The 20,793-nt window shown below is 64.5% G+C and carries 24 protein-coding genes; 13 read left to right on the forward strand and 11 right to left on the reverse strand.

The features are described 5' to 3' along the window. Positions 1–178: 178 nt before the first annotated feature. Complete coding sequence (locus ACNQPL_RS17480; protein ID WP_416467374.1) at positions 179–1,789, reverse strand: hybrid sensor histidine kinase/response regulator; 1,611 nt, start codon at positions 1,787–1,789, stop codon at positions 179–181. 115 nt (positions 1,790–1,904) lie between these two features. Here ACNQPL_RS17480 and ACNQPL_RS17485 point away from each other — a divergent pair, with 115 nt between their 5' ends. After that, positions 1,905–2,519, forward strand: a complete 615-nt coding sequence (locus tag ACNQPL_RS17485) for a LuxR C-terminal-related transcriptional regulator (RefSeq protein WP_416467375.1) — start codon at positions 1,905–1,907, stop codon at positions 2,517–2,519. 87 nt (positions 2,520–2,606) lie between these two features. Then, positions 2,607–2,777: a hypothetical protein gene (locus ACNQPL_RS17490; protein WP_346613324.1), complete on the forward strand. Its 171-nt coding sequence runs from the start codon at positions 2,607–2,609 to the stop codon at positions 2,775–2,777. A gap of 35 nt (positions 2,778–2,812) precedes the next feature. On the opposite strand, the gene ACNQPL_RS17495 is transcribed toward ACNQPL_RS17490, so the two are convergent. The 3 genes from ACNQPL_RS17495 to ACNQPL_RS17505 all read right to left on the reverse strand — a co-directional run bounded on the left by ACNQPL_RS17495 (position 2,813) and on the right by ACNQPL_RS17505 (position 4,156). Further along, positions 2,813–3,082 carry a DUF6555 family protein gene (locus ACNQPL_RS17495; protein ID WP_416467376.1) on the reverse strand — a complete coding sequence of 90 codons (270 nt, stop codon included), beginning with the start codon at positions 3,080–3,082 and terminating at the stop codon, positions 2,813–2,815. Between the two features lie 140 nt (positions 3,083–3,222). Then, positions 3,223–3,438 carry a general stress protein gene (locus ACNQPL_RS17500; protein ID WP_346613322.1) on the reverse strand — a complete coding sequence of 72 codons (216 nt, stop codon included), beginning with the start codon at positions 3,436–3,438 and terminating at the stop codon, positions 3,223–3,225. Positions 3,439–3,604: 166 nt separating this feature from the next. After that, positions 3,605–4,156: an ATP-dependent Clp protease proteolytic subunit gene (locus ACNQPL_RS17505; protein ID WP_346613321.1), complete on the reverse strand. Its 552-nt coding sequence runs from the start codon at positions 4,154–4,156 to the stop codon at positions 3,605–3,607. 265 nt (positions 4,157–4,421) lie between these two features. Here ACNQPL_RS17505 and ACNQPL_RS17510 point away from each other — a divergent pair, with 265 nt between their 5' ends. From ACNQPL_RS17510 to ACNQPL_RS17535, 6 genes are read left to right on the forward strand one after another with little or no spacing between them, the layout of a single operon-like run. Then, positions 4,422–5,339, forward strand: a complete 918-nt coding sequence (locus ACNQPL_RS17510) for a DUF72 domain-containing protein (protein WP_416467377.1) — start codon at positions 4,422–4,424, stop codon at positions 5,337–5,339. Continuing rightward, the gene (locus ACNQPL_RS17515; protein WP_416467378.1) at positions 5,336–6,109 is read left to right on the forward strand and encodes an endonuclease/exonuclease/phosphatase family protein; all 774 of its coding nucleotides are present in this window, start codon (positions 5,336–5,338) and stop codon (positions 6,107–6,109) included. The genes ACNQPL_RS17510 and ACNQPL_RS17515 overlap by 4 nt, the downstream gene beginning before the upstream one ends. Beyond that, positions 6,106–7,308: a cardiolipin synthase ClsB gene (gene clsB / locus ACNQPL_RS17520; protein WP_416467379.1), complete on the forward strand. Its 1,203-nt coding sequence runs from the start codon at positions 6,106–6,108 to the stop codon at positions 7,306–7,308. The genes ACNQPL_RS17515 and clsB overlap by 4 nt, the downstream gene beginning before the upstream one ends. Continuing rightward, on the forward strand, positions 7,308–8,267 hold the full coding sequence (locus ACNQPL_RS17525; RefSeq protein WP_416467380.1) for a lysylphosphatidylglycerol synthase domain-containing protein: 960 nt from the start codon (positions 7,308–7,310) through the stop codon (positions 8,265–8,267). Before clsB ends, ACNQPL_RS17525 begins: the two co-directional genes overlap by 1 nt. A 29-nt stretch (positions 8,268–8,296) precedes the next feature. Continuing rightward, positions 8,297–8,725, forward strand: coding sequence for a hypothetical protein (locus ACNQPL_RS17530; RefSeq protein ID WP_346613316.1), 429 nt, complete (start codon positions 8,297–8,299; stop codon positions 8,723–8,725). Positions 8,726–8,744: 19 nt separating this feature from the next. Beyond that, positions 8,745–9,125 carry a Rho termination factor N-terminal domain-containing protein gene (locus tag ACNQPL_RS17535; protein WP_416467381.1) on the forward strand — a complete coding sequence of 127 codons (381 nt, stop codon included), beginning with the start codon at positions 8,745–8,747 and terminating at the stop codon, positions 9,123–9,125. A gap of 57 nt (positions 9,126–9,182) precedes the next feature. Here the strand turns inward: ACNQPL_RS17535 and ACNQPL_RS17540 are convergent, their stop codons facing one another. Beyond that, a complete protein-coding gene (locus ACNQPL_RS17540) occupies positions 9,183–9,644 on the reverse strand; it encodes a phosphotransferase system, HPr-related protein (protein WP_416467382.1) in 462 nt (153 codons plus the stop codon). A gap of 154 nt (positions 9,645–9,798) precedes the next feature. Here ACNQPL_RS17540 and ligD point away from each other — a divergent pair, with 154 nt between their 5' ends. The 5 genes from ligD to ACNQPL_RS17565 are packed head-to-tail and all read left to right on the forward strand — an operon-like array spanning position 9,799 to position 15,368. Further along, positions 9,799–12,306: a DNA ligase D gene (gene ligD / locus ACNQPL_RS17545; protein WP_416467383.1), complete on the forward strand. Its 2,508-nt coding sequence runs from the start codon at positions 9,799–9,801 to the stop codon at positions 12,304–12,306. Further along, positions 12,303–13,346 carry an acyl-CoA dehydrogenase gene (locus tag ACNQPL_RS17550; RefSeq protein WP_416467385.1) on the forward strand — a complete coding sequence of 348 codons (1,044 nt, stop codon included), beginning with the start codon at positions 12,303–12,305 and terminating at the stop codon, positions 13,344–13,346. The genes ligD and ACNQPL_RS17550 overlap by 4 nt, the downstream gene beginning before the upstream one ends. Continuing rightward, positions 13,343–14,098 carry a PIG-L deacetylase family protein gene (locus ACNQPL_RS17555; RefSeq protein ID WP_416467386.1) on the forward strand — a complete coding sequence of 252 codons (756 nt, stop codon included), beginning with the start codon at positions 13,343–13,345 and terminating at the stop codon, positions 14,096–14,098. Before ACNQPL_RS17550 ends, ACNQPL_RS17555 begins: the two co-directional genes overlap by 4 nt. An 11-nt stretch (positions 14,099–14,109) precedes the next feature. Beyond that, complete coding sequence (locus ACNQPL_RS17560) at positions 14,110–14,709, forward strand: class I SAM-dependent methyltransferase (RefSeq protein WP_346613310.1); 600 nt, start codon at positions 14,110–14,112, stop codon at positions 14,707–14,709. Further along, complete coding sequence (locus tag ACNQPL_RS17565) at positions 14,706–15,368, forward strand: glycosyltransferase (RefSeq protein WP_416467427.1); 663 nt, start codon at positions 14,706–14,708, stop codon at positions 15,366–15,368. Before ACNQPL_RS17560 ends, ACNQPL_RS17565 begins: the two co-directional genes overlap by 4 nt. Positions 15,369–15,594: 226 nt before the next feature. On the opposite strand, the gene ACNQPL_RS17570 is transcribed toward ACNQPL_RS17565, so the two are convergent. The 6 genes from ACNQPL_RS17570 to ACNQPL_RS17595 all read right to left on the reverse strand — a co-directional run bounded on the left by ACNQPL_RS17570 (position 15,595) and on the right by ACNQPL_RS17595 (position 20,775). Beyond that, on the reverse strand, positions 15,595–16,443 hold the full coding sequence (locus ACNQPL_RS17570) for a Ku protein (protein WP_416467387.1): 849 nt from the start codon (positions 16,441–16,443) through the stop codon (positions 15,595–15,597). Between the two features lie 10 nt (positions 16,444–16,453). Then, positions 16,454–16,591 (reverse strand): PSPA7_2676 family Cys-rich small protein, encoded by a 138-nt coding sequence (locus tag ACNQPL_RS17575; RefSeq protein WP_387523939.1) that lies wholly within the window; start codon positions 16,589–16,591, stop codon positions 16,454–16,456. 98 nt (positions 16,592–16,689) lie between these two features. Continuing rightward, positions 16,690–17,280 (reverse strand): nucleosidase, encoded by a 591-nt coding sequence (locus tag ACNQPL_RS17580; RefSeq protein ID WP_416467389.1) that lies wholly within the window; start codon positions 17,278–17,280, stop codon positions 16,690–16,692. Then, positions 17,277–18,482: a carboxylate-amine ligase gene (locus tag ACNQPL_RS17585; RefSeq protein WP_416467390.1), complete on the reverse strand. Its 1,206-nt coding sequence runs from the start codon at positions 18,480–18,482 to the stop codon at positions 17,277–17,279. Before ACNQPL_RS17585 ends, ACNQPL_RS17580 begins: the two co-directional genes overlap by 4 nt. A 5-nt stretch (positions 18,483–18,487) precedes the next feature. Next, the gene (locus tag ACNQPL_RS17590; protein WP_416467391.1) at positions 18,488–19,441 is read right to left on the reverse strand and encodes a methyltransferase; all 954 of its coding nucleotides are present in this window, start codon (positions 19,439–19,441) and stop codon (positions 18,488–18,490) included. After that, positions 19,441–20,775: an iron-containing redox enzyme family protein gene (locus ACNQPL_RS17595; RefSeq protein ID WP_416467392.1), complete on the reverse strand. Its 1,335-nt coding sequence runs from the start codon at positions 20,773–20,775 to the stop codon at positions 19,441–19,443. The genes ACNQPL_RS17590 and ACNQPL_RS17595 overlap by 1 nt, the downstream gene beginning before the upstream one ends. Positions 20,776–20,793 lie beyond the last annotated feature (18 nt).

Below are 20,793 nucleotides of genomic sequence, written 5' to 3' on the forward strand. Positions count from 1 at the left end.
GTCATGCCAACAAGGCTGGCAACTATGGCCTCACAGGCCATGGCACGTTGCAACAAATGTAGGAGCGGGCTTGCCCGCGATGCGCCGCGCGGGCGGCGCTCGATCTCAAGGACGCTAAAGGTCCCAAGGCAAGCGCATAGCGATGCGCACTACTCTAAATCGAATGACAGGCTCGCCTTCAAACAACACCCCCCCGCATCCCCCGCAGCGCCGCCCGCAACTGCGCCGGCCTCACCGGCTTGGACAAAATGGCAATATTGCGCCCTTGCACCACCGCCTGGATTCTCTCCAGGTCATGCCCGGTCATGATCAACGCCGGCACCTCCCAGCCCCGCTGTTGCCGCAGGCTTTCGATGCAATCGACCCCCGTGGCCTCCTGCCCCAGGTCATAATCGGCCACGATCACCTCACACTGGCTGCTCAGCCCCATCGGCGAACTGTGCGCCTCCACCTCGCAGCCCCAACGCTGCAGCAGCGCCGAGGTTGCGCGCAGCACGTTGTGGTCATCCTCTACCAGGCACACCCGCAACCCGCCGAGCATCGCGTTCTGCACGGCCTGTTGCTCTACGCCAAGCGCCGGTTTTTGCGCAGCTAGCCGGGGTAAACCCTGCAGGCTGACCGCCGTGCCTCGGCCCAGCCGCGACCGCAAGCGCACCTGCAAGCCCATCAACCGCCCCAGCCGCTTGACGATCGACAACCCCAGCCCAACGCCTTCGACATCCTTGTCCCGCACCTGGCGTACGCGGTAGAACTCCTCGAACACCAGCCCCTGGTGTTCATCGGCGATGCCCCGCCCCTGGTCATACACCACGATGGCCAGCCCGTCGCCGTGGCGGCGAACAGCAACCAGCAAAGGCCGATGGGCCGCGTACTTGAAGCTGTTGGAAAGCACGTTCTGCACCATGGTCGCGAGAATTCCCCGGTCGGCGCGGGTCCAGTGCCGGCAAGAGCGCAAGCGCATCTCCACACCGGCCCAACGGGCCGCTTCGGCGTTCTGGCGCAGCAGGTCGGCAAGAAAATCACCCAGGGCGAAGGTTTCGCACTTGGGTTGCACGCGGCCGTTGTCCAGCGTGTACAGGTCGAGAATCGAGCGGAACAGCTGCGACACGTTGAGCAGCGAACGGTCGATGCTGTCCACCAGGCGCCGCTCCTGGTCGCCCAAGGGCGCCTCGCGCAAGCAGGCGGTGAACAGGCCGATGGAGTGGATTGGCTGACGCAGGTCGTGGCTGGCCTGGGCGAGGAAGCGCGATTTCTCCCGGGTGGCGGCCATCGCCAGCTCCGAAGCCTTGCGGGTGCGCTCCAGCAGCATGTGGGCATAGATCGGAATCACGGTACTGGTGGTCAGCAACATCAGCACCATGAACGGGTTGGCCTGCCAATAAGGGTTCAGCTGGTACACCACCAGCAGCGCCGTCAGCGCCAGCACGGTGGCGATGATCAGGTAGCGGGTGCCGAAACGCATGCCATTGCCCAGGTTCACCCAGACCATCACCGCATACAGCGGCAACGCCGCTTCGCCCCCCAGCACCAGGCCAAAACAGGTGCCGGTATAGTCATGCACGATGCCCAGCACACGCCGCCACGGGTAATGCCCCGGCCAGCGGGCGATGGCCTGGCGCAAGCCGATCGACAACAGGATGAAACTGACGATGTAGTAGATGACCGGCAGGTAGTCCTGCAGCGAATGGCCGGGCAGAAAGCCCAGCACGGTGATGTACACCAGCGCGCAGCTGGCGACGATGACCCGCAGGTTGGCCTGGTCGAGTTCGTTGTTCTTGTTGTAGTCCATGGTGACGTCCCTGTGCACGGGGTCGCATATCTGCCATTTCGGCGCGACGCTAGCCGTTGTCACCTGCTAAATTAGCACGACCCGGAAAACCGGCGTTCACAGGGAGTGTCAGGACGTGACGTGCCGCATCATTGTGGCGGATGACCATCCGCTGTTCAGGGAAGCGATGGCCCGTACCGTGCAGCGGGTGTTGCCGGATGCCCTGCTGGAAGAAGCCGGCGACCTGCAACAGGTGCTCGAACTGGCCAAGCAGGGCGAAGCCCCCGATACCCTCATCCTCGACCTGCGCTTCCCTGGCCTGACCGGTATCGACCGCCTGGTCGACCTGCGCCAGCAACTACGCAGCACCACGCTGATCGTCGTCTCGATGGTCGATGAGCCATCGCTGATCGAATTGGTCATGGCCAGTGGCGTTGACGGTTTCATTGGCAAGAGCATTGCACCGGATGAAATCGGCGCGGCGATCCTGGCCATCCGCGAAGGTGAAGTGCTGGTCAAGTACGCACCGTCAGGGTTGTTGCCAAACCTGGGCAGCGACGCCGAGCTGGAACACCTCACCCACCGCCAGCACGAGGTGTTGCGGCTGATCGCCCAGGGCAAGACCAACAAGGAAATCGCCCGGGCGCTGGATATCTCGCCGTTTACCGTGCGCATTCATGTGTCGTCGTTGCTCAAGGCGCTGAACGTCACCTCGCGCACGGCGGCGGCGGTCAAGTACACCGGCACCTGACGCCGCTGGTCGGGACGGCGCCCGTGCAGCACGATCATCCACGGGGCATAGGCACTCTAACGTGCACATGCCACCAAGGAGAGCGTTATGAACGAGACACTGCGAATGGGCGGTGGGAATGCCCAGGATGACTGGCCCGAACTGGAGCCGGAAAGACGCAACGACCGGGCAGATGATCCGGATGCCGACCCGAACGTCGCCGATGATGAGCAAAACCGCCCTGGGGTACCTGCCAGCGACCCGGAATCGGGTGCATGACGCGTTGGAGCGGGCCTGAAAGCCCGCTCCCTCATTTAGCTGATAACTGCAGAATCGCCAACCGACTGGCTCGGCTTGCCTCCCGATATCCGCCAACTGACGGCGGTTATGCCGTAGCGCTCGGCCATCGGCCGGCTGACCTTCTTGATTTTTTCGCGGCCGAACTTGGGAATGATGCCGATACCCGCATCACAGCTAGCCCAATGCCAGGCTTCGGTATTGTCCATCCGCTCCATGCGAATGATGAAACTGCGTGGCTCGCCATGCAGTTGGTAGTCGATGATGTACAGCTGGGGGTTAGGCATCACGGGGCCCTCCTCTTCTCCATGGATGACTTCTTCATTGAGTGATGCCCGCCTGGAAAGATTCAAAAAAATTGTCGAACAATTGCACGGTTAGCAAACCCGCCGGGCATACCCCAGCGGGCCTGGCGCGCCGCTGCGGTTTAACCGTGCTGCTGGCGGCCCCCGCCGTGGCTGTTCTGCCCACCCTTGCGGCCGGCTTCGGATGCCCGTTGACGGTCGTTGGCAAAGTTGCCGCCCGACGCCTGGCCGCCTTTGTGGCCAGCTCGGGACGCCCGTTCGCGGTCATTGGCGAAGTTGCCCGGGTTGGTTTCCTTGGTGCCGCCACGTTGTCCGGTCCGCTCTTGATCACGAGCCATGTCGTTTCTCCTTGCGTTTGGATGGAATGACGCATGAATCTGTGCCATGCCTTGTTTCCGAACCGGCTTGGCACGCGTCTGCTCAATCCAGATGGCCGCAGCTGACGGGTGGCGCGAAACATCGGCAAGGCAAATGCTTGCGCGCCATTTTTCACCTGAGGCGCTTTCAGGCATGCACGCTCCACTGGGTGGACGCAGCCTCGATGGGCATTTCGTCGATGGCATGAATCATCCCGCTCTCAAGCGCCTCCTTGGGCCCAAGAATGCGCGGATACGCCATCAGGTAGCGCGGCACATCCAGCACCTCGCGGCTGCCTTGCGTGCGCTCGGCCACGATTTCTGCATACAGGCGCAAGTCGTAATCCAGGCTCATCGCATACTCGGCCATGCGTGCATGGTCTATCGAGCCGTGCAGCGTCCAGTGGAACGGGTGGAACAGGAACTTGCTGTGGGCACAGGCGGTGCGATGCTCGCCCGCCAGGAACAGGATGTTGCCCATCGACTCCACGGTGCCCAGGTTGTGCGTATGCACGGGTATCGGCAACGTGCGCAGGAAGTTGTACAGGGTAAAGCCGTAGCTGCATTCCCCGCCCATGGTAGCGATGTTCAACTGAACAACCTCGGCCCCTTGCTGCAACACCTTGGAGCACGTGTTGATCAGGTTGCCGCAGGTAGAAGAATTGATCGGGCCGGTGAAGTGGATGATGTGTCTGGCCATGCGTGCCTCCAGGGTGGCGGTCATTGCAGATGAACGGGCAACCCATCAATCGCGCGCGTCATCCTCGTTGGAGGGCCCAGTTGGCCAGGGCTTGGGCGAAACGGTCGAATTCCATGCCAACGGTCCTCGGCACTCTGTCCTTCGGTGGAAACGCTGACGGGCGCAAAGTTCCCTGCGCAGGCCTGCCGGCCATTGGTCACACACCCTGGAACCGTTTGCGTTGGCGGCGGGTCGCTATTCAAGGGACAGCAATGAGGATGACAGTGTGAGCGAGATCCGTATCGGCATATCCGGATGGCGCTATGGCCCCTGGCGCAAAGACTTCTACCCCAAGGGCCTGCGGCAGGAAAGCGAGCTGGCCTTTGCCTCCCGGGCGGTCAACAGCATCGAGATCAACGGCTCGTTCTACAGCCTGCAGACACCGGAACGTTACCGGCACTGGCACGATGACACGCCCGAGGACTTCGTGTTTTCAGTCAAAGGGCCGCGTTACATCACCCATGTGCGCCGGCTGAAGGATATCGAGGAGCCCTTGGCGAATTTCTTTGCGTCCGGCCCCTTGCTGCTTGGCAGCAAGCTCGGGCCGATCCTGTGGCAATTCCCGCCCAACATGAAGTTCGATGAGGCCCGGTTTTCTCGCTTCCTCGAGCTGCTGCCCCGCGACCGTCACGCAGCCCGGGCCTGTGCCCGGCACTGCGCCGAGCGCCTCGAAGGCAATGGCAGCACCGACATCCGTGGCAATGCACGGCTGCGCCATGCCGTGGAGATCCGTAACGAGAGTTTCCTCTGTGAAGCCTTCGTCCAGATGCTGCGCAAGCACGGCGTGGCCCTGGTAGTCGCCGACAGCGCGGGCAAGTGGCCGTGTGTCGAGGACGTGACCGCCGATTTCGTGTACATGCGCCTGCACGGTGATGTCGAGCTTTACAGCAGTGGCTATACCGCCCGTGCCCTGCGCCACTGGAAACAGCGGATCCTGCGCTGGAGCCAGGGCGAGCAACCAGACGATGCCCAGCTGATCGTTGACAAGCCGCCACGGCGGCGGGCCTCGCGGGATGTCTACTGCTACTTCGACAACGACCAGAAGGTTCACGCCCCGTTCGATGCCCGGCGCCTGCTGCAAAAGCTGGCCCTGGACGGTGAGCTGGTGACCGAGCCCGGCGTCGAGCCGGAGGTGGCCCTGTGAACAAGACCCTGCCCAGCCCCGGTTGCATCATCGACCGCATTACCACGGTACACCGCCTGAACGTGATGACGATCAATGTGCACAAGGGCTTTACCGCGCTGAACCGCCGCTTCATTTTGCCGGAGCTGCGTGAGGCCGTACGCGCGACCGGGGCCGACCTGGTGTTCCTGCAGGAAGTGCACGGTAGCCACCAGCAGCATGCGCTGCGCCACCCAGCCTGGCCCGAGGCCCCGCAGTATGAGTTTCTCGCCGACAGCATGTGGCCGCAGTTCGCCTATGGGCGCAACGCCGTTTATCCGCACGGTGACCACGGCAATGCACTGCTGTCGAAATTCCCCATCGCCGACCACCGCAACCTCGACGTGTCGATCCGTGGCAACGAAGAGCGCGGCCTGCTGCACTGCCGCCTGGATGTGCCAGGCCATGACGAGGTACACGCGATCTGTGTGCACCTGGGCTTGCGCGAGGCGCACCGGCAGCGTCAGGTGGGCCTGCTGCTCGAGCTGCTGGACAGCCTGCCGGCCGATGCGCCGGTGATCATCGCGGGCGACTTCAACGATTGGCGCCTGAAAGCCGATGCCATACTCTCGCCGCATGTGGTTGAAGCCTTTGGCAGCCCGGCACGCAGCTTCCCCGCGCGTTTGCCGCTGCTGCGCCTGGACCGCATCTACCTGCGCAACGCGAAGGCGAGCAAAGCGCAGGTGTTGTCGAAATACCCATGGTCGCACCTGTCTGACCATGCCCCCTTGGCCGCGGAGATCGATTTGTGAACAGACCTTGGGTAGAGGGCAACAGCGTCGAGCTGTTGATCAATGGCGAAGACTATTACCCCCGCGTGTTCGAGGCCATGGGCCAGGCACGGGAAGAAATACTGCTGGAAACCTTCATCATCTTCGACGACAAGGTCGGCCAGCAGCTGCAGCAGGTGTTGATCGACGCCGCACGCCGTGGCGTACGCGTGGAACTTGCAGTCGATGGCTATGGCACGGCAGACCTGCCGGATGGGTTCATCTCGGCCATGACCGAAGCCGGCGTGAACTTCCACGCATTCGACCCGCAGCCACGCGTGGCGGGCATGCGCACCAACCTGTTCCGCCGCCTGCACCGCAAGATCGTGGTGGTCGACGGCGAGCGGGCATTCATCGGCGGCATCAACTACAGCGCCGATCACCTGGGCGATTTTGGCCCGATGGCCAAGCAGGACTATGCCGTGGAGGTCCGCGGCCCGGTGGTGGCGCAGGTGCATGCCTCCAGTAAACGCTTGATGGGCCCGGTGCTCGACCCGCCCAGCGAGGTGCGCCCGCTTACCGCGCCTGCTGGCCAGGTCAGCGCGGTGCTGGTGGAACGCGACAATGCCCGGCACCGCACCGATATCGAGGCGTGCTACCTGCAAGCGCTGCGCGCAGCCCGCCAGCGTATCGTGGTGGCCAACGCCTACTTCTTCCCGGGGTATCGGCTGTTGCGCGAACTGCGCAATGCGGCACGCCGGGGTGTGCAGGTAACCCTGATTCTGCAGGGCCAACCGGATATGCGCTGGGTGCGCGCGCTGTCACGGCTGCTCTACAACTACCTGTTGCGTGACGGCGTGCACATTCACGAGTACTGCCAACGGCCCCTGCACGGCAAGGTCGCCCTGGTGGACGATGAGTGGTCGACCGTGGGTTCGAGCAACCTCGACCCGCTGAGCCTGTCGTTCAACCTGGAGGCCAACCTGCTGATCCGCGATCGGGCGTTCAACCAGCACCTGCATGAGCACTTGACGTCCCTGGCCAGCGAACAATGCAAAGCGGTGACCCTGGAACGGATGATCCGCGGTTACTGGTGGCGGGCACCGCTGATCTTCATCGGTTTCCACCTCACCCGTTACTTCCCGCGCATTGCCGGCTGGTTTCCAGCGCACCGTCAGCGCCTGCACTCGGTGCAGCCGGAAATGCAGGCCCAGGGCGACCTTCACGAGGGCAACACCTGATGACGCATAAACCGTGGCACACCTGGGGCAAGCGCCTGCTTACCCTGCTGTTCATCGTGCTGATTCCCGTGCTGCTATTTTTGCTGGCGCGCAACCTGGACTGGAACGAGGTGCGCCAATCCCTCGTTGCCTACAAACCGAGTACCTTGATCATCGGCCTGGGGCTGGCGTTGTGCAGTTACCTGACCTTTGCCAGCTACGACCTGCTGGCGCGGGCCTACACCGGGCATCACCTGCCAGCGCGCCAGGTATTGCCGATCGCCTTCGTCTGCTACGCGTTCAACCTCAACTTCACCACCTGGGTGGGTGGCGTGGCTTTGCGTTACCGGCTGTATGGGCGCCTGGGGCTGGATACCGCAACCATCACCAAAATCCTGACCCTGGGCCTGTTGACCAACTGGATGGGCTACATGCTGCTGGCCGGCACGGTGTTCGCGCTGCGGCTGGTCAAGCTGCCGGAAAGCTGGGCGGTGGGCGTGACCGGGCTGCAGTTGATCGGCTTTCTGCTGCTGGGCATTGCACTGGCGTACCTGCTGGCCTGTGGCTTCGCCAAGCGCCGCACCTGGCGCGTGCGCGAGCATGAGATCACCCTGCCCTCGCTGCGCCTGGCGCTGTGCCAGGTGGCGCTGGGCGCGAGCAACTGGGCCTTGATGGCGGCGCTGATCTACTGGTTGCTGCCGGATGACCTGTTCTACCCCTCGGTGCTCGGCATTCTGCTGATCAGCTGCGTGGCGGGCGTTGTGGCGCACATTCCCGCAGGGCTCGGGGTGCTCGAAGCGGTGTTTCTCGCCCTGCTGCACGGTCAGTTGGGCCAGGGCACGCTGGTGGCAGCGCTGCTGGGCTACCGCACCCTCTACTACCTGATCCCTCTGCTGCTGGCGGTGATCACCTACCTGGTACTGGAGAAACGCGCGCGGGCCATGCGCCAACGCGGCGAAGCGACATTACGCAAGACCTGAACGCGGGCCAGGTGCCCGGGAGGTGACACATGCGTCTAACCCTGCTGATGGTGATGCTAGGCAGCCTGGCCAGCGGCGAGGTATTGGCCGAAGCCTGCGAGGTCATGACCCGCTCTTCAAGCGAAGCGGTCAAGCCGGTGGAAGGCCGAACCTGTTACAGCTACAGCAACATGCCGGCTGAAGCGATCAACTGGTCGTGCAGCAACGAAAGCAAGGAAATGCTCAGCACCGAGAAACACAAGGTGGCACGTTGCGCCGACGGCAGCGTCGGCAGTTGCATCGCACCGTTGACCCAGGAAAGCCTGGCCAACCCCAAGTCGGCAGGCCGCAGTGAGCCCTCGACCAAGCCTGCGCTACCCAAGGACGCCCGGGTGATCACCTACTACTACGACACCCCAAGTCTGGGCCAGGCACGCGCCGACTGCGAGCGCAACGACGGGATCTGGCAGACGCACTGAGTGAAGGGAGCAAGCAGACATGGCACGTGGCGACAAAGACAAGTACACCGACAAGCAAAAGCGCAAGGCCGAGCATATCGAGGAGGGCTATGAGGCCAAGGGCATTTCCAAAGATGAGGCCGAGGCGCGTGCCTGGGCGACGGTCAACAAGCAGTCCGGCGGCGGCGAGCGCAAGGGCGGCGGCGGTCAGGCGAAAAGCCCGGCCGCCAAGGCCAAGGCGCGTGAGTCTTCGGCCAAACGCGCGGCGGCAACCCGTAAAGGTGCGCCGCGCCCGGGGCAGCAGTTGGCCGACATGACCAAGGCTGAGTTGATGGAACGCGCCCGCAAGCACGACATTGCCGGGCGGTCGACCATGCGCAAGGCCGATTTGCTAGAGGCTTTGGCTAAGTACCGATCGTAAAACGGAGTGCGACAGGGCCGAACCTTTAGTCGATGTCATCGACCCTGTCGCGAAAGGTCAGCCCTTGGGCTGCTCATCAACCACGTCATCCGTCCAGGGCTCACCATCCAGCGGCGCAGACCGCGCCAGCTCGGCCTCGTCCAGGCCAATGCCCCCGCCAATCTCATCCGCATCGACCTGGCGCAGGCTTTGGTCGGCAGGCCCATCGCCATCGCCCGGTTCATAGGGGTCTCGCGCGCCGGTTTCGTCAAACAGCGTGTCGGGGCTCAGGTCGTCGTCGGTGACATTGTCCTCGTGCAGGCTCTCGGTCAGCGCCTCACCGCCGGTCATGCCGCTTTGCGCGACGCGACCTGGGGGGAACTCCTTGTCCACTTCAGCTGCCGGGCGTTCGTCGCCAATCCGCCCCTGGCGGTCATCGTTGCGTTCGCTGAAGTCCAGCTCGTGAACGCTGCCCATGCGGTCTTCGGTGTCGTCGATCTCGCTGGGCGTGTAAGGCTTGCGGTCAGTGGGTTGGCTCATATCGGCTCTCCGTCAGCGGGGTGTATGCGGTCGACTCCACATCACCGCCGAAGATTCAGAGTTTTTCGCACCGACGCTGAAATGAAATTTTGAACTACCACCCCGCCCACTGCCTCCCTAATTAAAGACCGCGACCCCTATTTTGGAGCCTGTCATGGCCAAGCCCCTGCAGGAATATGCGCGCAAGCGCGACTTCAATGCCACCCCCGAGCCCAGTGGCAAGCGCGGCCGCGCCAAAGGTGCACATGCCCTGCAGTTTTGCATCCAGAAGCATGACGCCAGCCACCTGCATTACGACTTTCGCCTGGAGCTGGACGGCACCCTGAAAAGCTGGGCGATCCCCAAAGGCCCCTCGCTCGACCCGAAAGTTCGCCGCCTGGCCGTGCATGTGGAGGATCACCCCCTCGACTATGCCGATTTCGAAGGCAGCATCCCCGAGGGGCATTACGGTGCCGGCGACGTGATCGTCTGGGACCGGGGTATCTGGGAGCCCGAGGGTGACGCCCATGAAGCCTATGCCAAGGGCAAGCTGCGCTTTCGCCTGCAGGGCGAGAAGCTCAGTGGCGTGTGGAATTTGTTCCGCACCCACCTGGGCGGCAAGAAAGAACAGTGGATGTTGGTCAAGTCGCATGACGGCCAGGCGCGCAGCGAAGCCGAGTACAGCATTGTCGATGCGCAACCCGACAGTGTGCTCAGCGATCGCACGCTGGTACCGCGCCGTGCGGCCAAAGCCGATAAAGCCGCCAAACCTGCCAAACCTGCGAAGCGCAAGCGTACCCGCGCCGCCCATAAAACGGCCTTGCCCGATACCTTGCAGCCTCAATTGGCGACTTTGGTCGATTCGCCGCCCGCTGGCGACTGGCGCTATGAAGTGAAGTTCGATGGCTACCGCATCCTCGCCCGCATCGAAGGCGACGATGTGCGCCTGTTTACCCGCAACGGCCACGACTGGAGCAGCAAGATGCCCCGGCAGGTTGCTGCGCTGCGGGCATTGGGCGTCGATGCTGCCTGGCTGGATGGCGAGATGGTGGTCAACGGCGAAAACGGCACGGCTGATTTCCAGGCCCTGCAGAATGCATTCGATACCGCACAGGACGAGCACATCATCTATTACCTGTTCGACCTGCCTTTCCTTGGCGGCGAAGACCTGCGCGAGCAGCCTGTCGAGGACCGGCGCGAGGCCCTGCGCCAACTGCTGGAGCAGGACACGTCTGAGGTGCTGGCCTTCTCTGCCGACTTCGACCAGCCCGTGGCGTCTCTGCTAGACAGCGCCTGCCGTATGGAGCTCGAGGGCCTGATCGGCAAACGCGCCGGCAGCCCGTACAGCGGCCGGCGCAGCGCCGACTGGGTCAAGCTCAAGTGTAAGCAGCGCCAGGAATTCGTGATCGTCGGCTTCACCGACCCCAAGGGCAGCCGCAGCGGCTTCGGCGCCCTGTTGCTGGCCCTGCATGACCCGGCCAGCGGTGAGTTGCAGTATGCCGGCAAGGTGGGTACGGGCTTCAGCGCTGCCACGCTCGCCAGCATCCATGGTCGCCTCAAACCCCTGGAAATCGCCAAGCCCGCCCTGCCCCGGCCGCCCACAGGTGCCGAAGCCCGGGGCGTGCACTGGCTCAAGCCGCAACTGATGGCCGAGGTGGCGTACGCGCAGATGACCCGGGACGGCATCGTGCGCCACTCGGTGTTCCACGGCCTGCGCGATGACAAACCTGCCAGCGCCATCGACCTGGAGCGCGCCATGCCTGCCAAGACCGTGTCCAAACGCAAGCCCGCGAAAGCACCCGAAGCCATGGGCGATTTGCGCCTGACCCACCCGGACCGGGTGATCGACGCCAGTATCGGCGCCACCAAGCGGGACGTTGCCGAATATTACGCCGGGGTCAGCGAGTGGCTGCTGCCGCAGCTCAAGGGCCGCCCAGTGGCGCTGGTGCGTGCGCCGGAGGGGCTCAATGGCGATCTGTTCTTCCAGAAAAACGCCGACGCGCTGCACATCGCCCATGTGGTCAGCTATGACAAGGCCCAGGCCGGCCAGGCGGCGATGGTCATCAACCGCCCCGACACCTTGCTGGGCGCGGTGCAGATGAACATGCTCGAACTGCACACCTGGAACGCGACCGACAAGGACTTCGACAAGCCCGACCGCTTCGTGCTCGACCTCGACCCGGACCCGGCACTGCCCTGGAAGGCGATGATCGAAGCTACCCAGTTGGCGCTGACCCTGCTCGACGAGCTTGGCCTTACGGTCTTTCTCAAGACCAGTGGTGGCAAAGGCATGCACCTGGTGGTGCCGCTGACCCGGCGCGCCGGCTGGGACGAGGTGAAGGATTTCAGCCATGCCATCGTCAATTACCTGGCCAAGCTGTTCCCTGACCGCCTGAGCGCGGTGTCGGGGCCGAAAAACCGGGTCGGGCGGATCTTCATCGATTACCTGCGCAACGGCAAAGGGGCAACCACGGCCTGCGCCTATTCCCTGCGGGCACGCGAAGGCCTGCCCGTGTCGGTGCCGATCTGGCGCGAGGAGCTGGCCCAGCTCAAGGGCGCCAACCAGTGGCACATCGGCAACCTGGACGAACGCCTGGCCGAGGTCGACGACCCTTGGGCGGACATGGCCAAGACCCGGCAATCGATCACCGCACGCATGCGCAAACAGATGGGGATGGCATGAGCATCATTCAGGACTTCAACTTGAGCAATCTCGACAGCTTGCTGCGCACTTTCAGCGAACGACCGCAGGCCCTCAACCTGGACACCAAGCTTGCGCAACTGATGCAGGCGTTGCTGGCCGACCACCTCGACCTGCTGCCCTTGCCCGGCCAGGGCCACACGCTGCAGCGCTGGCAAACCCTGGCCCGGGTCGCCGGTTGCGACCTGGCGCTGGCCAAGCTGTACGAGGGCCATACCGACGCGCTGGCGATCCTCGCCGAATGTGGCAGCGCTCACCTGGTGGGGGATGCCATCTGGGGCGTGTGGGCCGCCGAACCGCCGGATGCCCGCGCCCGTGTCGTCAGCCGCGATGGCGACCAGGTGCGCCTGGCCGGGCGCAAGGCCTGGTGTTCGGGGGCCTTGCAGATCGACCGGGCGCTGATCACCGCCTGGGGCGACGACGACCAGCCGCAATTGGTCGCCATCGAACTGGCCCACACCCGCCAGCGCCTGCACATCGACAATTGGCAAGCGGTCGGCATGGGCACCACCACCAGCGTGGAGATCGAGTTTGACGACGCCCCGGGGATTGCAGTCGGCCAGCCCGGCCAGTACCTGTCGCGCCCAGGCTTCTGGCATGGCGGTGCCGGCATCGCCGCTTGCTGGTATGGCGCCGCCGAGGCATTGGCGGATTACCTGCGGGAACAGTGCCGCAAACCCCGGCCCGACCCCCATGCCCAGGCGCACCTGGGCGCCGTGGATGCAGCGTTATACGGCGCCCGCGCCGCGTTGCGCGAATGCGCCGCGTGGATCGACCGCCAGCCCACGGCCGATGCCAGTTTCGAAGTTCGTCGGGCGCGTGCCCAGGTAGAACAGGCGGTTGAACAGGTGATCCGGCACGTCGGCCGCGCGCTGGGTGCAACACCGTTTTGCCGCAGCAGCCATTTCGCCCGGCTGAGCGCCGACTTGCCGGTGTTCTTGCGCCAGAGCCACGCCGAGCGCGACCTGGCCGCCCTTGGACAACAGCTGGCCCAGGTGCCGGCAGGAGCCTGGCAACTATGACGGAAAACCTCATTCAGGCCAGTTCAGGCACGCCCTGGGCAGACTGGCAGCAGTCGGCGCACCTGGCGCGGGCCACCTGGATCAAGCCCGAGCAACTGCTGCCACCCGGGCGACGCCTGGTGTTGCTTGCCCCGCACCCGGATGACGAGATTCTCATGGCGGGTGGTTTGCTGGCTGGCCTGCACGGCCGCGAGCAAGACCTGCTGCTGATCTCGGCTACCGACGGTGAGGGCAGCCACCCCGATTCCGCAACCTGGACCGAACACCGCCTGCGCCGCCAGCGGCCACTGGAAAGCCGGCACGCCTTGCAGCAGCTCGACCTTGACGTCAACCAGCTGGACTGGCGGCGGCTGCACCTCAAGGACGGTGCGTTGCCCCGCGACGAGGCCTTTCTGGTCAACCACCTCAACCAGTTGCTCAGGCCCGATGACGTGCTGATGACCACCTGGCGAGGCGACGGCCACTGCGACCACGAAGCCCTTGGCCGTGCGGCAGCGCAAGCGGCGCTGGCCCGCAAGGTTCAACTGGTCGAGGTACCGGTGTGGGCCTGGCACTGGGCGACGCCTGACGACCCGCGCCTGCCCTGGCCCCGCGCGCATCGGCTGGAACTGGACGAAACCCGCGTGGCGCGCAAGCGCCACGCGCTGGCCGCGCACCACAGCCAACTGGAGCCGGACCAGAACCGGCCGCCGGTGCTGCCCGCGCACCTGCTCGATTGCCTGCTGCAACCGTTCGAACTCGTGTTCATGTAAGGGGATAGCTGATGAGCCTCGATGCGCAGTATTTCGCCGACCTGTATGCCAACAATGAAGACCCCTGGGCTTTTCGCACCCGCTGGTACGAGCGGCGCAAGCGTGACCTGCTGCTGGCCAGCCTACCGCGGCAGTGCTACCAGCGCGTGTTCGAGCCTGCCTGCGCCAATGGCGAACTGAGCGCCGGCCTGGCCGAACGCTGCGCCGAGCTGCTGTGTCAGGACCTCAACCCCACCGCTGTAGCGCTGGCCCGCCAGCGCCTGGCGGGTGTGCACAATGCCTCGGTGGTCACGGGCTGCCTGCCGGGGGACTGGCCCGGCGGCAGTTTCGACCTGATCGTGCTCAGCGAAATGGGTTATTACCTGGACCCGACCGACTGGCTGCAAGTGATCGAGCAGTCCGTCGCCAGCCTGACTTACGACGGCGGCCTGCTCGCCTGCCATTGGCGCCACCCGATCGCCGGCTGCCCGCAGGATGGCCGCGAAGTTCACCAGATGCTTGCCAAGCACCTGCCGCTGTACCCGGTGCTGCGCCATGAAGAGGCAGATTTTCTGCTGGAGTACTGGTCATGCGAGCCCAGCGTGGTCGACCTCGACGAGACATGCTCATGATCGCCGTGGTCATCCCCGCACACAATGAAGCCCGCCGGCTGGGCCGGTGCCTCAAGGCTGTGGCTGCAGCCGTTGCCTTGGCCGAGCAGGCGGGGCATCAGGTCGAGGTGCTGGTGGTGCTGGACCGCTGCGTCGACGGCAGTGCTGCGGTGGCCAGGCGCTTTGGCATCCAGACGCTGGCGGTGGAAGCAGGCAGCGTGGGCATGGCCCGCCGCCTAGGCGCAGCCCTGATGCTGGAACAGGGTGCCAGCTGGCTGGCCTGCACCGATGCCGACAGCCAGGTGCCGCCGCACTGGCTGCTGTCGCAGCTGGCCTGCACGGCCGAGGTGGTGTGCGGCACGGTGCACATCGAGCGTTGGCAGCCCTGGCAGCGCGCTGCGCTGCGCAAGTTGTACCGCAGTGGCTATCAGGCGTGCGAGGGGCATCGGCATGTGCATGGCGCCAACCTGGGTGTGTGTGCCCGCGCCTATGAACGTGTAGGCGGCTTTCAGCCGCTGCCGGCGCACGAGGATGTGCAACTGGTGCGCGACCTGGAGGCCAGTGGTGCACAGATCGTGTGGACGGCCAGGCACAGTGTGGCCACCAGCAGCCGGGTGGACAGCCGCGCCCGGGAAGGGTTTGGGGATTTTCTGGCGGATTTGCAGGCTCAGGTTCTGTAGCGCGTTTGCCCGCTCTCACAGAACAAACGCTAACTTACTGATTCGGCGGGGATCCTGTAGGAGCGGCTTCAGCCGCGAACACCGGCAAAGCCGGTGCCATCCACCGCGGCGCTCGCTTCGCGGCTGAAGCCGCTCCTACAGAGAATGCGGCGCGCTCGCGGGCTTTGGGCTCTGCGTGCTCTGATTCATAGGCGCGAGCTTGCCCGCGCAGAGGCCGGCCCTGCTTTCAAGACGCCTTGCGCGGCCGCTTGGCGGGTTTCTTCTCCGCCGGCGCTTTCTTGGCAGCCTTGCCGCCAAGGCTGCGCTTGAGCAGTTCGGTGAGGTCGATGATGTCGGCGCTCTTCTCGGCATCGCCGCCCTCGCCTTTGTCGACCACACTGATCTTGCCTTTGCTGGCCTTCTCTTCCACCAGGTCCATGATGGTCTGGCGGAACGCGTCGTGGTATTCGTCCGGCGCCCAGGCACCGCTCATGTCCTCGACCAGGCGCTTGGCCATGTCCAGCTCACGCTTGTCGACCTTGGTGTCGGTCACGCTCTTGTCCAGCTCCAGGGTGTCCAGCCCGCGTACTTCCTCGGGCCAGCGCAGGGTGATCATCACCAGTGCGTCCTCCAGCGGCCGCAGCAACGCCAGGTGCTGGCGGGTGTGCAGCACCACCGTGGCCAGCGCCACCTTGCCAGTGCTTTCGAGGGTTTCACGGAGCAACGCGTACACCTTGCCGCCACGGCGGTCCGGGCTCAGGTAATACGGGGTGTCGAACTGCTGCAGAGGGATTTCGCTGGCGGCGACGAAGGAGAAAATATCGATGGTCTGGGTCGCTTCAGGCCGCGCCTTGCGGATCTCCTCCTCGCTGATTACCACATAGCGGCCCTTCTCGTATTCCACGCCCTTGACGATGTTGTCCTTGTCGATTTCCTTGCCGGTCACCTTGTTGACCCGCTTGTAGCCCACCGGCTCCATGCTGCGCTTGTCGAGCCAGTCGAAATCGATGCGCTCGGTGCGCACGGCAGTGTTGAGGGAGACCGGGATATGCACCAGGCCGAAACTGATAGCGCCTTTCCAGATTGCCCTGGCCATGGCGAGCCTCCTAAGGTTGCACGGGTTGACCGGGTTGGCAGTAGCGCACCGCGCCGCAGCGTTCACAGAGCTGGCAGCGCAGCCCAGTCACTTCAGGGTTGGCCATGGCACGCCAGTGGCAGCCACGCAGCAGGCAGACAAATGTCATCAGCCACCTCCTCGGCCCGTGAATGTCGGGCGCTTACTTGAAGTGACTGCACAGCGCCGCGAAGGTTTGATCCAGTCAGCGTTCGGCCGGGCAGATGGTCAGCCCGGCGCGCTGAACAGCACCCGCTGGAAGGCTTCGGCGGCCAGGTGCACCTGCACCGACCAATCGTCTGCCGCCTCGCTGCCGGCGTCATCGGAGATGTACTTGAGGCAGACGAAGGGAATGCCTTCGTTGCGGGCAATCAGCGCTAGCACGTAGGCCTCCATGTCGACCACGTCGTAGGGCGCATCGCCGTGGTTGATCTCGAAGCTGTCGCCGCTGCCGCAGGTTTCCACGGGCAGGCCAGGGATCATATGGCCATATTCCAGCACCACCGGGGTATCCGACAGCGGCGTCTGGTAGCGGGCAAAGCCCAGCGGGGTCACGTCCATGTCGCGCTGCACGAAGCGCGTACAGCACACCACCGACCCCTTGCCATGCCCCTGGCTACCGGCGGAGCCCAGGTTGACGATGAGCTTGGGCTTGCGCTGGTGGATGGCCTTGGTCAGGGCGATGGCGGCGTTGACCTTGCCGATCCCGGTGAACACAGTGTTCATCTGGGCAAAAACGTTGCCGGCCTCAGCTTCGAGGGCGAAAACGAACAGGGTGTCGGCCATTGAAATATCAGGGAATTGCTTGATCAGCATCATGGAGCGGGCAGGTCCGAATGGTTTGCAGGGGGCGCCGCCATTGTCGGCGAACCCTGCCGGAATGCAAGCGCCGCTGCTGGGCTGCAGCTGGGGTTTGCTTCAGCCAGGACCTGGTCTACCACGCTATTCACGGCCTGGGCTGCACTGGCACCGCGCACTATCGCTTGCTGCAGGCAGCCGAGCTGGCGGTCGGCGCTGGTCCCTGCGCGCAAAATCCCCCGGGCATGTTCGAACGAGCGCTCGGCGTCCACGGTGTCGACCGGGAAGCACGCCTGCATCTGCGCAAGCCACGCCAACGCGGTAACCGGCTGCTGGGCGTGAATACCAATGAATGTGGCGCTGCGCCCGTAGCGCATCGCCCGCCAGTAGTTTTCCTGGGTAACCCAGCGCAATTCGCGGCTGAACGGCGCCATGGCCGGGTGCGGCACCAGGCAGTGCTCCACCAGGTGGCGGAACAGGCCGGCCAGGCACAGGGCGTCTTCAAGCAACGGGCAGCCGTCGCAGATGCGTAGCTCCACGGTCGGAAAACGTCGCGAAGGCCTGACCGCCCACCAGAAATCGCCATCCGCTGCCAGCGCCCCGGTACGTTGCAGCAATGCCCGATAGCGCTGGTACGCGCCCCAATCCGCCAGTGGCTCCGGCAGCCCCATGTGGGGCCACTCGCCGCAGATTACCCGGCGGTAGCTCATGTAGCCGGTCTGCTGGCCTGCCCACAGGGGTGACGACGTGCTCATGGCAAGCAGTAACGGCAGCCAGTAAAGCAGCCGATTGATCAGTTGCATGCGATCAAAGCCAGGCGCAACACCCACGTGCACATGCAGCCCGTTGAGCAGGCTACGCCGGGCCACTTGCTGGTAATCGGCGAACAGCTGCCGATAGTGCGGCGTAGCCCTGGGTTTTTGCCGCTGCCAGGGTGCATTGGGGTGGCTGGCAGCGGCGTACAGGCCCACGCCATGTTGCCCGAGCACCTGGTTGAGCAGCTGGCGGCTGTCGGTGAAAAAATTGCGCGCCTCGTGCAGGTTGCCGAAAACCGGCGATGCCACTTCTATCTGGCTGCGGAACATTTCCTCGGCGAAATAACTGCCCAACACTTCTTGGCACTGCCGATTGAGGGCAGGCGATGGCGCGGCGTGTACTCGCCGGCTGGCGAGCCCGACCAGCAGGTATTCTTCTTCGATGCCGAACGTGCACGCCCGGTCCATGGGGGTCAAGCGCTGCGGTTGACGGTCAGGGCCACGGCCGCGATGCGCTCGACGCGCTCGTACCCTGGCGCTGACAATTGCTCGCCGAATACGTCCGGGTCCACTTCGCGATACACCCAGGCCCATTCCGGGCCGGCCAGGCGCAGGCGAATGGCTTCGAGCAAAGGGTCGCGGCCTTCGACAATGGCCACGCCGGTGTAGAGCAGCAGCGACCCACCCGGGGTCAGGCGCTCGCAGGCCTGCTCGACGATGCGCAATGACAGCGCCGCGCCAAGGTCGCCACCACCGTGGCGGTAGGTGCGCTGGCTGTGATCGAGCATGTACGGTGGGTTGGCCACGATCAGGTCGAAGTTGCCGCTAAGGGCGTCGAGCAGATTGCTGGGCTGAATGGCAACATTGGTCACGCCCGCCAGCTCGGCGTTGATCGCCGTGTAGCGCAGAGCCAGCGGGTTGATGTCCACGGCGCTGACGTGTGCGTGCTGCACGGCGCGAGCGATCAGCAAGGCACCCACGCCGCTGCCGCAGCCGATGTCCACGGCGCGTTCGACGCGTAGCGGGCTGCGTTGCAGGTGGTCGTGGATGACCTGGGCGAAGCGGTAGCTGTCGGGGCCGAAGAACACCGCATCGCTGGCCTCGGTCGGGTAGGCAGAATGCACCAGCAACAGGTCATCGAGGCTGGACCAGCGCACCCGGCTGCGCAGCAGCTCGCCGTCATCATCGACTCCCTGCGCGGTGCGCAGCTGTTCCAGCGCGTCAGCGGATATCAGCGAGGGCATGAACGCACGGCTCCAGCCGAACACATCGCGCATGTTAGCCGCACGCTGCGCCCCGGCTCTGGCGTTGTTACGGGCATGGGTAGCGGGCGTCACACAGGTGAAACGATAGCCGTCGGCGCGCAGGCGCCGCCCCAGTTGCAGCAGCGCTGCATCGGCCTGGGCCTGGTGCGGGTCGGGTAGCATCAGTGCGGGCCCTCCTGGGCAAGGCCGGTTACATGAAGGTAGGTACGAGTGGCCTGCAGGCCGTCTGGCAATGCATGACGATTACCGGCCATTTGCGCGATCAGGGTGTCGATGTTCATCGACTGCTTGCGCGTGGCAGGCGGCGGTTCCTGCCCAAGTGCTGCCTCCCAGCTGCCTGGGGGCACGCGGCGCAGCGGCGCTTGCCAGCCGTTTGCTATCCAGTCGTGCCACAGCTGCTTCTCGTATGCATCGAAAACGCCGAACATCGGCGCGCTCGGGCCTTCGATCAGCGACCACCAGCGGCTCTGGGCAGGGTCCATGCCGCGCTTGATCCAGCCCTGTGCTTGCAAGGCCTGCAAAAATGCCGGCAGCGCCCCGGGCTCGGCAAGCCACTGGTTGACGGTGCGCTGCTGCAGCCGGCAACGGTCGGCGTGCATGAACTGCCCGAACAGGCGCTTGCGCTCCAGCGCTGCCAGTAACTGGGCGTCGAGGTTGAAGCGGCTGATGAGCGTCGGCGTGTCGGTGCCCAGATCGTTCAGGCGGTAACCGTGCCTGACCCGCTGGTAGAACAGTTCGCGGCCCTCGCGCGGGCACAGTTGCTGCAGCGCGCTTATGGCTTTGTTGGCATGGCCGCTGGCGGCGTTGTCGATGGTCACGTGCAGCTGGAAGTAGTGGCCGTCGATGCCAAGCTCTGCCAGCTCGTAGGTAGTGATCAGCAGGTGCAACGGTGGCTGTTCATAGCCAAGGTTGTAGCCGATGACTTCCGGCAGGTAGTCGTCACCGCAGGCACCCAGCGCCAGTTGCAAGGTGCCCTGCAAATAGCACGCGTCATCCAGCGACACGGGCTCGAGGCAACCGAGCCGGCTGAGCAGCCGCTGGTAGATCAACACATGGTTGCAACGCGGGTCACCGTCGCCCAGCTCTTCAAGGTAGGTGCGTATCAAGCCGTGAAAGCGCGGGTCTTGCCAGTGGCGCAAGGCGCTGAACAGCCAGGCACCATCGACCGCCTTGGTCGGCGCCACTTGCTGCAGGAACCACAACGCCTGGGCGCGATGGGTGAAATAATGGCGTGGCGCGCCTTGCGCGCGTTGCTCAAGGTAGTAGGCGTAATCCGCAGCTACCTGTGCGGCGTGACGCGCGCTCCAGGCATGCAGCTGGTCTGGGCTGTCCGGCAGGTCGTCTGCCAGCTCGCGGGCCAAGGCGAGTTGTTCGGCAAGCCAATGGTGGGTGTCGCTGGAAGTGCCAGCCAGCAATGCCTGGTAGCGTTCGGCGAGGGTTGGATGCGCGGTCGTGGCTGGCGCCAAAGGTGAATCGTTGCGGGTAAGGGCCGTCATACCGCACTCCTCGAATGA

This window comes from Pseudomonas sp. LFS044 (assembly GCF_047978245.1).
Classification (GTDB): Bacteria; Pseudomonadota; Gammaproteobacteria; order Pseudomonadales; family Pseudomonadaceae; genus Aquipseudomonas.